Origin of the sequence: Pseudomonas sp. EGD-AK9 (genome assembly GCF_000465935.2) — a bacterium.
Classification (GTDB): domain Bacteria; phylum Pseudomonadota; class Gammaproteobacteria; order Pseudomonadales; family Pseudomonadaceae; genus Aquipseudomonas.
The window spans coordinates 1-8,662 of record NZ_AVOF01000109.1 but is presented as its reverse complement, the minus strand read 5'-3'; the positions used below and the strand labels follow the sequence as shown (position 1 = coordinate 8,662).

Genomic DNA, 8,662 nt, shown 5'->3' with positions numbered 1-8,662 from the left:
CTATGGCGCCAGCCCCTGCGCCGAGCTCGGCGAAGGGGCTGGCGCCATAGAGCATGATGCCGGGGCGCAGCCAGTCCATATGGGCGGCGGGAATGGTCAGCACCGCCGCCGAATTGGCCAGCGAGCGCTGCTCGAAGTCCAGATCGAGCAGATCGAGGAAGCGCTCGACCTGCAGCTCGGTGAGCGGGTGGCCGCGCTCGTCGGCGCAGGCGAAGTGACTGAGCAGATTGAGCTCGGCCACCTGCGGCGCCGCGCGCAGACGCCCATGCCAGCCGCGCAACTCGGCGGCGGCGAAGCCCAGGCGATGCATGCCGGAGTCCAGCTTGAGCCAGACATTCAGCGGCCGCGACGGCTCGCTGGCGAGCAGCGCGCCGGCCTGCGCCGCGCTCTGCACCACCAGATCCAGGCCGAGCTGGGCGGCGATGGGGTATTCGCTGGCCTCGAAGCAGCCCTCCAGCAGCAGGATGCGCGCCTCGCCGTGCATGGCGCGCACCTCGGCGGCCTCCTCCAGGCTGGCCACGGCGAAACCGTCGGCGACCTCGTGCAGCGCGGTGACCACCTCGCGCACGCCATGCCCGTAGGCATTGGCCTTGACCACCGCGAAGGCCTGACGCCCCGGCGCGCAGCGCTTGGCCAGGCGGTAGTTGTGGACGATGGCGGCGAGATCGACGATGGCGGCAAGCGGACGCATGGCAGGGCCTGAACGGAAAACGGGCGCCCATCTTAACCGCTGGGCGCCCGTTTTTATTGATCCAGGCCTTGGCCGCGCGAGGTAGCCCGGATGCAATCCGGGAAATCGGCCCGAGAGCTCCGGCTTATTCGTCGTCGAACTGGTAGCTGCCCGGCGCCAGGTTCTCGAAGCGCGAGTACTTGCCGAGGAAGGCCAGGCGGGCGGTGCCCAGCGGACCGTTACGCTGCTTGCCGATGATGATCTCGGCCACGCCCTTGTACTCGGTCTCCGGGTGGTAGACCTCGTCGCGGTAGACGAACAGGATGATGTCGGCGTCCTGCTCGATCGCCCCGGATTCGCGCAGGTCGGAGTTGATCGGGCGCTTGTTGGGGCGCTGTTCCAGGCCACGGTTGAGCTGCGACAGGGCGATCACCGGGCAGTTGAATTCCTTGGCCAGGCCCTTGAGCGAGCGCGAGATCTCGGAAATCTCGTTGACCCGGCTGTCGCCGCTGGAGCCGGGAATCTGCATCAGCTGCAGGTAGTCGACCATGATCAGGCCGATCTCGCCGTGCTCGCGGGCCAGGCGCCGCGTACGCGCGCGCATCTCGCTCGGCGAAATACCGGCGGTATCGTCGATAAACAGCTTGCGGTCGTTGAGCAGGTTGACCGCGCTGGTCAGCCGCGGCCAGTCGTCGTCGTCGAGCTGACCGGCACGCACCTTGGTCTGGTCGATGCGCCCCAGCGAGGCGAGCATACGAATGACGATGGATTCCGAAGGCATTTCCAGCGAGTAGACCAGAATCGCCTTGTCGCTGCGCATCAGCGCGTTTTCCACCAGGTTCATGGCGAAGGTGGTCTTACCCATCGACGGACGACCGGCGACGATGATCATGTCGGCCGGCTGCAGGCCGCTGGTGAGGTTGTCCAGATCGTCGAAGCCGGTGGACAGGCCGGTGATCGCATCGCCGTTGTTGAACAGCGTGTCGATGCGGTCGATGGCCTTGACCAGAATGTCGTTGATACCCACCGGGCCGCCGGTCTTCGGGCGGTCTTCGGCGATCTCGAAGATCTTGCGCTCGGCCTCGTCGAGGATTTCCTCGCCGGTACGGCCTTCCGGGGCATAGGCGCTGTCGGCGATCTCGTTGCTGATGCCGATCAGTTTGCGCAGCGTGGCGCGCTCGCGAATGATCTGCGCGTAGGCCTTGATGTTGGCCACCGAGGGGGTGTTCTTCGCCAGCTCACCCAGGTAAGCCAGGCCGCCGACCTGCGACAGCTGGCCTTCCTTGTCCAGCTGCTCGGACAGGGTGACCACGTCGAAGGGCTGGTTGCGCTCGGCCAGCTTGAAGATGGCGCGGAAAATCAGCCGGTGGTCATGCCGGTAGAAGTCGCCGTCGGACACCCCATCGAGCACCCGCTCCCAGGCGTTGTTGTCCAGCATCAGGCCGCCCAGCACCGCCTGTTCGGCCTCGATCGAGTGCGGCGGCACTTTCAGCGCGGCGGTCTGCAGGTCGTATTGTTCGGGGATGCTGATGTCGTTCATAGGCTCGGGGAAAAAATACGGCGATAGAAAAACAAAGGGCACGGATCGCCGAGGCGATACCGTGCCCGATTGTCAGCAGACCCGCACCGGAGTGCAAGCCCGCCTGGCAGCTGCCGATTAGGCGGCGACCACGACCACCTTGACGGTGGCTTCGACGTCGGTGTGCAGATGCAGCGCAACGTCGTACTCGCCAACCTGACGAATGGTGCCGTTGGGCAGACGCACTTCGGCCTTGGCCACTTCCACGCCGGAGGCGGTCAGGGCGTCGGCGATGTCGTGGGTGCCGATGGAACCGAACAGCTTGCCTTCATCGCCCGCGGTGGCGGTGATGGTGACTTCCAGCTCGGCCAGCTGAGCGGCGCGAGCTTCGGCAGCAGCCTTCTTCTCGGCAGCGGCTTTTTCCAGCTCGGCGCGGCGGGCTTCGAACGCAGCCACGTTTGCAGCGGTAGCGGCGGTGGCTTTGCCCTGCGGCAGCAGGAAGTTACGGCCGTAACCGGCCTTGACGTTCACTTTGTCGCCCAGGTTGCCCAGATTGGCGATTTTTTCCAGCAGGATGACTTCCATTTGGGTCTTACCTCTTAACTTTTAACCTTCACCGTTCGCGGAGCCCGGGCCGTTCTTGCGCACCAGGCGACCGCGAAAATCAAACAGACTGTCGACGATGGCCAAGACCACCAGTAACGGATAGATCAGCTGCATGAACAGCAACAGCGTGATGTACAGCCCGACCAGCCAGAAGCGGCCGAGCCCACCCTTTTCCACCAGGCCGTGCACCAGGGCGATCCCGGCGAACAGCAGCGGCACGCTGCACAGCGGCGTGAGCATGGCCAGCTGCGGGCCCAGGTTGGGACCGAGCAGCATGCCCGCCAGCAGCAACAACGCCTGCGGCAGTGGCAGCCTCAGCGCGCGGAACTCGCGACCGAAACCACCGGGGTTGTACAACAGCGCCTGCCAGTAACGCCCAAGGATCAGGCTCAGCAAGCTGAGGATCTGCAGCAAGGCCGCCAGCAATCCGGTCAGCACCGGTGCGATCAAGGCCTCGAGACGCGCGCGTTCGTCCACCGACATCTGCTGGTGAACCCCATCGAGCATGGTCGGCAAGAGCTTGTGCAGCTCGCCGGCCATGGCCTCTATGGGTTCGCGGAACACCGCCCCGAGAACCAGGCCATACACCAGGCCCAGCGCCACACTGCACAGCAGTATGCGGTTCCAGGTCCAGCCGGCGCGCAACAACAACGCCAGCCCCAGCGCACCGACCAGCACCAGAGCGGTGCGCGGTTCGCCGAAATACCACCAGGCAATTGCCGGCAGCATGGCCCAGGCCAGGATGCCCAGGGCATCGTTGGCTCCGCGCCGCAGCAGCACCAGGCTGCCAGCGGCGGCACTCAACCAGAACAACAGCGGCATCGCTGCCGATCCCACCACCACCAGGGTGGCCTGCATACGGCCGCGCATGATGAATTCAGCCAGGGCGCGCATGCGATCTATTCCTTAACTTTTGTCGACTATCCGATCTCAGCGGCCGTGGCTGTCGGTGTAGGGCAGCAGGGCCAGGAAGCGGGCGCGCTTGATAGCGGTGGCCAGCTGACGCTGATAACGGGCCTTGGTACCGGTGATACGGCTGGGAACGATCTTGCCGGTTTCCGAGATGTAGGCCTTCAGGGTGTTGAGATCTTTGAAATCGATCTCTTTCACGTCTTCAGCGGTGAAGCGGCAGAATTTACGACGACGGAAGAAACGTGCCATGTGATTGGCTCCTCAATAGATCCGTGGATTACTCGTCAGCGTTGTCGCTGTCGTTGCTGTCGCTGTCATCGCCGTCGTTGGACTCGGCGTTTTCAGGACGTTCACGACGCTCACGGCGCTCACTGCGGTTTTCTTCGGCCTTGAGCATCTCGGACTGACCGGTAACGGCTTCGTCGCGGCGGATGACCAGGTTACGGATCACGGCGTCGTTGTAGCGGAAGTTGTCTTCCAGCTCGGCCAGGGCCTTGCCGGTGCACTCTACGTTGAGCATCACGTAGTGGGCCTTGTGGACGTTGTTGATGGCGTAAGCCAGCTGACGACGGCCCCAGTCTTCCAGGCGGTGAATCTTGCCGCCGTCTTCTTCGATCAGCTTGGTGTAACGCTCGACCATGCCGCCGACTTGCTCGCTCTGGTCCGGGTGAACCAGAAAGATGATTTCGTAATGACGCATAAATGCTCCTTACGGGTTGTAGCCTGCCAACTAAGGTGGTCAGGCAAGGAGTGGGTTTTTCTCGTGATGAGCTTGCCGGGCGGTAGGCGCGAAAAGGCCTGCCGTCGCGGCAAGGGGCGCCATTCTAGAGAAGCCCCCTGCCGCGCGCAAGGCGAACTGGCGATTATTTGAACAGCGGCAGGTTGGGGCGGGGCGCGCAGCCTGAGGCGCGCAGCGCCAAAGCCCAACAGGGAGCGCATAGCGCTCCGCCCGACGGTCATTGCGTCAGCGTTGGGCTTCGCGGAGCTCAGCCCAACCTACGCCTCGCCGCTTATGGCTTAGCGCTTGCCGCCGCGCCGCTGGCGCACCGCCTCGAACAGGCACACCCCGGCGGCCACCGAGACGTTGAGGCTGCTGACGCTGCCGGCCATGGGCAGCCTGACCAGGTAATCGCAGTGCTCGCGGGTCAGGCGGCGCATGCCCCTGCCTTCGGCGCCCATGACCAGCACGGTCGGCCCGGTCAGGTCGTGCTGGTACAGCTCCTGCTCGGCCTCGCCGGCGGTGCCGACCAGCCACAGGCCGCGCTGCCGGAGCTTCTCCAGGCTGCGCGCAAGGTTGGTCACCGCCACCAGCGGGATCACCTCGGCGGCGCCGCAGGCCACCTTGCGCACCGTGGCGTTGAGGGTGGCCGACTTGTCCTTGGGCACTATCACCGCCAGCGCGCCGGCGGCATCGGCGGTGCGCAGGCAGGCGCCGAGGTTGTGCGGATCGGTGACGCCGTCGAGCACCAACAGCAGCGGCGGGCCCTCGGCACGGTCGAGCAGCTCCTCGAGCATGGCCTCGCCCCACACCTGGCTGGGGCTGACATCGGCCACCACGCCCTGGTGCACGCCTTCGACCCAGGCATCCATCTCGCGCCGTTCGCACTGACCGATGCTCACCCGCGCCTGCTCGGCCAGGGCCACCAGCGCCTGCACGCGCGGCTCGCCGCGGCCCTCGGCGAGCCACAGCTGCTTGACCCGCTTGGGATGGTGACGCAGCAGCGCCTCGACGGCATGCACGCCGTAGACCTTTTCCAGCTGGTTCATGGCTTGGCCTTACGCTTGCGCGGCTTGCCGACCGAGCTCGGCGCACTGTCGCTGTGCCCCGCGCCCTTGCGCGCCGCGGCAGGCGGCTTGCCGCTGGGCTTGGCGGCAGCGCCCTTGCCCGACTTGCCACCCTTGGCCCCGGCCAGCAGCGCCTTCTTCACCTCGCGGCTCTTCTGCACGTCGGTGTTGCCCAGGCCCGGCGCCTTGGCCGTACGCCCGGCACGCCCCACCGCCTCGCGTTCGGCGGCCTGGGACAGTTCGAAGTCGATCTTGCGCTCGTCGAGATCGACGCGCATGACCTTGACCTCGACGCTGTCGCCGAGGCGGAAGCTGCGCCCGCTGCGCTCGCCGGACAGGCGATGGTGCACCGGGTCAAAGTGGTAGTAATCGGCCGGCAGCGCGGTGACGTGCACCAGGCCTTCGACATAGATGTCGCGCAGCTCGACGAAGATGCCGAAACCGGTCACCGCGGTGATCACCCCGCCGAAGGTCTCGCCGACGCGATCCTTCATGAACTCGCACTTGAGCCAGTTGACCACGTCGCGGGTGGCCTCGTCGGCACGCCGCTCGGTCATCGAGCACTGCTCGCCCAACTGCTCCAGCGCCGCCTCATCGTAAGGGTAGATGCGCGCCCGCGGCATCGGTACCGCGCCGGCACGCTTGACGTGCGGAGTGTCCACCTTCGAGCGGATCACGCTGCGGATGGCGCGGTGCACCAGCAGGTCCGGATAGCGGCGAATCGGCGAGGTGAAGTGGGTGTAGGCCTCGTAGTTCAGACCGAAGTGGCCGTGATTGTCGGCGCTGTACACCGCCTGACTCAGCGAGCGCAGCATCACGGTCTGGATCAGGTGGAAGTCCGGCCGCTCGCGAATGCTCTCCAGCAGCTTCTGGTAGTCCTTGGGCGACGGCCCCTCCTTGGACTTGCCACGCTGCAGCGACAGCCCCAGCTCGCCGAGGAAGGCCTTGAGCTTCTCCAGGCGCTCTTCCGGCGGACGGTCGTGCACCCGGTACAACGAGGGAATCTCGTGCTTCTGCATGAACTGCGCGGTGGCGACGTTGGCCGCCAGCATGCATTCCTCGATCAGTTTGTGCGCATCGTTGCGCTGGGTCGGACGAATCTCCGCGATCTTGCGCCCTTCGCCGAAGATGATGCGGGTTTCCTGGGTCTCGAAATCGATGGCGCCGCGCTCGTGGCGGGCGGCCAGCAGCACCTGGTACAGCGCGTAGAGCTGCTTGAGGTGCGGCAGGACCTCCTTGTACTCGCCGCGCAGGGCCTTGCCCTCGCTGCCCTTGGGATCTTCCAGCATCAGGCTGACCTTGTTGTAGGTCAGCCGCGCATGGGAGTGGATCACCGCCTCGTAGAACTGGTAGTCCACCAACTGGCCGCTCTTGGACATGCTCATCTCGCAGACCATGGCCAACCGGTCGACGTGCGGGTTGAGCGAGCACAGTCCGTTGGACAGCTCCTCCGGCAGCATCGGCACCACCCGCTCGGGGAAGTACACCGAGTTGCCGCGCTCGGTGGCCTCGACATCCAGTGCCGAGCCGACCTTGACGTAGTGCGACACGTCGGCGATCGCCACATAGAGCTTCCAACCGCCGGAGAACAGCTTCCAGCGGCTGCTGTTCTTCTCGCAAAAGACCGCGTCGTCGAAGTCGCGGGCGTCCTCGCCATCGATGGTGACGAAGGGCAGGTGGCGCAGGTCGATGCGCTTCTCCTTGTCCTTCTCCTCCACCTCGGGCTTGAGCTTGCGCGCTTCCTTGATCACCGCCTCGGGCCAGACGTGCGGGATATCGTAGCTGCGCAGGGCGACGTCGATCTCCATGCCCGGCGCCATGTAGTTGCCGATCACCTCGACGATATCGCCCTGCGGCTGGAAGCGCGGCGTCGGCCAATGAGTGATCTTGATCTCAACGAACTGACCGATGCGCGCGCCGGCGGTGCGCCCCGGGGTGACCAGCACTTCCTGCTGGATCTTCGGGTTGTCGGCGACCACGAAGCCGATGCCGCTCTCTTCGTAGTAACGCCCGACGATACTCTCGTGGGCGCGACTGATCACCTCGACTATGCCGCCCTCGCGGCGGCCACGGCGGTCGAAGCCGGCCACCCGCACCAGGGCGCGGTCGCCGTCGAACACCAGGCGCATCTGCGCCGGGCTGAGGAACAGGTCGTCGCTGCCGTCGTCCGGCACCAGGAAACCGAAGCCGTCGCGGTGACCGCTGATACGACCGCGTATCAGGTCGAGCTTGTCCACCGGCGCATAGGTGCCGCGGCGGGTATAGATCAGCTGGCCGTCGCGCTCCATGGCGCGCAGACGGCGGCGCAGGGCCTCGAGCTGGTCTTCGGTATGCAAACCGAATTCCTCGACCAACTGCTCGCGACTGGCCGGCGAACCGCGCTCGGCCAGATGCGAAAGAATCAGTTCACGACTGGGGATGGGGTTTTCGTATTTTTCCGCCTCGCGGGCGGCCTCGGGGTCGAGGGATTGCCAATCGGCCATTGAGTAGGGGCTACCTGTGCGTATGTATATATGTGTGGGCCATATGCCTATTGAAGCGCGAAAAAGCCTTCGGGGTCAGCTTTTCCAGCGACAATAATTTTTTCGGGGTCAGGGGTTTACAAGGTAAATGCCCGCCCGTATAGTTCGCGCCCACAGCGTCGAGCAGACGTTGTAACACGAAGCAGATGAGGAATCATCGGTTTCAGTGCCCAGGTGGCGGAATTGGTAGACGCGCTGGTTTCAGGTATCAGTGGTGGCAACACCGTGGAAGTTCGAGTCTTCTCCTGGGCACCAAATTTCGTGAAGTGGCTTGATAACCCACTTTGCAGATAAACGGATGCAACGCTCCGTGTCGGCAACGACGAACATTGCTGCAGTGCCCAGGTGGCGGAATTGGTAGACGCGCTGGTTTCAGGTATCAGTGGTGGCAACACCGTGGAAGTTCGAGTCTTCTCCTGGGCACCAAATTTCAAAAAACCGAGCCAATGGCTCGGTTTTTTATTGCCCGTCAAAAAGTAGGTTGTGCCGTGCGCAGCCCCCAGGGGAGCGAGGTGCGCACGGCGCACCCTACACCCTGAACTGCCCCAGGCTGGTCTTGAGCTGCGCCGCCAGCTCGTCCAGCGCCCGCGCGTTGCCCGCGATGGCCGCCACCGCTTCGGCCGCCCGCTGTGCCTCGGCATGGATGGT

8 protein-coding genes and 2 tRNA genes are annotated in these 8,662 nt (G+C 64.9%); 2 read left to right on the top strand and 8 right to left on the bottom strand.

Annotated elements, in window-relative coordinates; translation table 11 throughout:
• The 8 genes from alr to rnr form a co-directional block, all read right to left on the bottom strand.
• A partial coding sequence (gene alr / locus N878_RS06150; protein ID WP_021442795.1) for an alanine racemase occupies positions 1-691 on the bottom strand: 691 nt, incomplete at its 3' end.
• Positions 692-815: 124 nt separating this feature from the next.
• Positions 816-2,210 carry a replicative DNA helicase gene (dnaB, locus tag N878_RS06145; protein WP_021442794.1) on the bottom strand — a complete coding sequence of 465 codons (1,395 nt, stop codon included), beginning with the start codon at positions 2,208-2,210 and terminating at the stop codon, positions 816-818.
• A gap of 117 nt (positions 2,211-2,327) precedes the next feature.
• Complete coding sequence (gene rplI, locus N878_RS06140) at positions 2,328-2,774, bottom strand: 50S ribosomal protein L9 (protein WP_021442793.1); 447 nt, start codon at positions 2,772-2,774, stop codon at positions 2,328-2,330.
• Between the two features lie 21 nt (positions 2,775-2,795).
• On the bottom strand, positions 2,796-3,689 hold the full coding sequence (locus N878_RS06135) for a hypothetical protein (protein WP_021442792.1): 894 nt from the start codon (positions 3,687-3,689) through the stop codon (positions 2,796-2,798).
• A 36-nt stretch (positions 3,690-3,725) separates the two neighbouring features.
• Positions 3,726-3,956 carry a 30S ribosomal protein S18 gene (gene rpsR / locus N878_RS06130; protein ID WP_003246847.1) on the bottom strand — a complete coding sequence of 77 codons (231 nt, stop codon included), beginning with the start codon at positions 3,954-3,956 and terminating at the stop codon, positions 3,726-3,728.
• A gap of 28 nt (positions 3,957-3,984) precedes the next feature.
• A complete protein-coding gene (gene rpsF / locus N878_RS06125) occupies positions 3,985-4,407 on the bottom strand; it encodes a 30S ribosomal protein S6 (RefSeq protein WP_003246846.1) in 423 nt (140 codons plus the stop codon).
• 317 nt (positions 4,408-4,724) lie between these two features.
• Positions 4,725-5,474, bottom strand: coding sequence for a 23S rRNA (guanosine(2251)-2'-O)-methyltransferase RlmB (gene rlmB, locus N878_RS06120; RefSeq protein ID WP_021442791.1), 750 nt, complete (start codon positions 5,472-5,474; stop codon positions 4,725-4,727).
• Entirely contained in the window at positions 5,471-7,975 is a 2,505-nt protein-coding gene (gene rnr / locus N878_RS06115; RefSeq protein WP_021442790.1) for a ribonuclease R, read from the bottom strand. Before rnr ends, rlmB begins: the two co-directional genes overlap by 4 nt.
• A 207-nt stretch (positions 7,976-8,182) precedes the next feature.
• Between rnr and N878_RS06110 the strand changes: the two genes are divergently transcribed.
• A tRNA-Leu gene (locus N878_RS06110) sits at positions 8,183-8,269 on the top strand.
• 84 nt (positions 8,270-8,353) lie between these two features.
• Positions 8,354-8,440, top strand: a tRNA-Leu gene (locus tag N878_RS06105).
• Positions 8,441-8,662 lie beyond the last annotated feature (222 nt).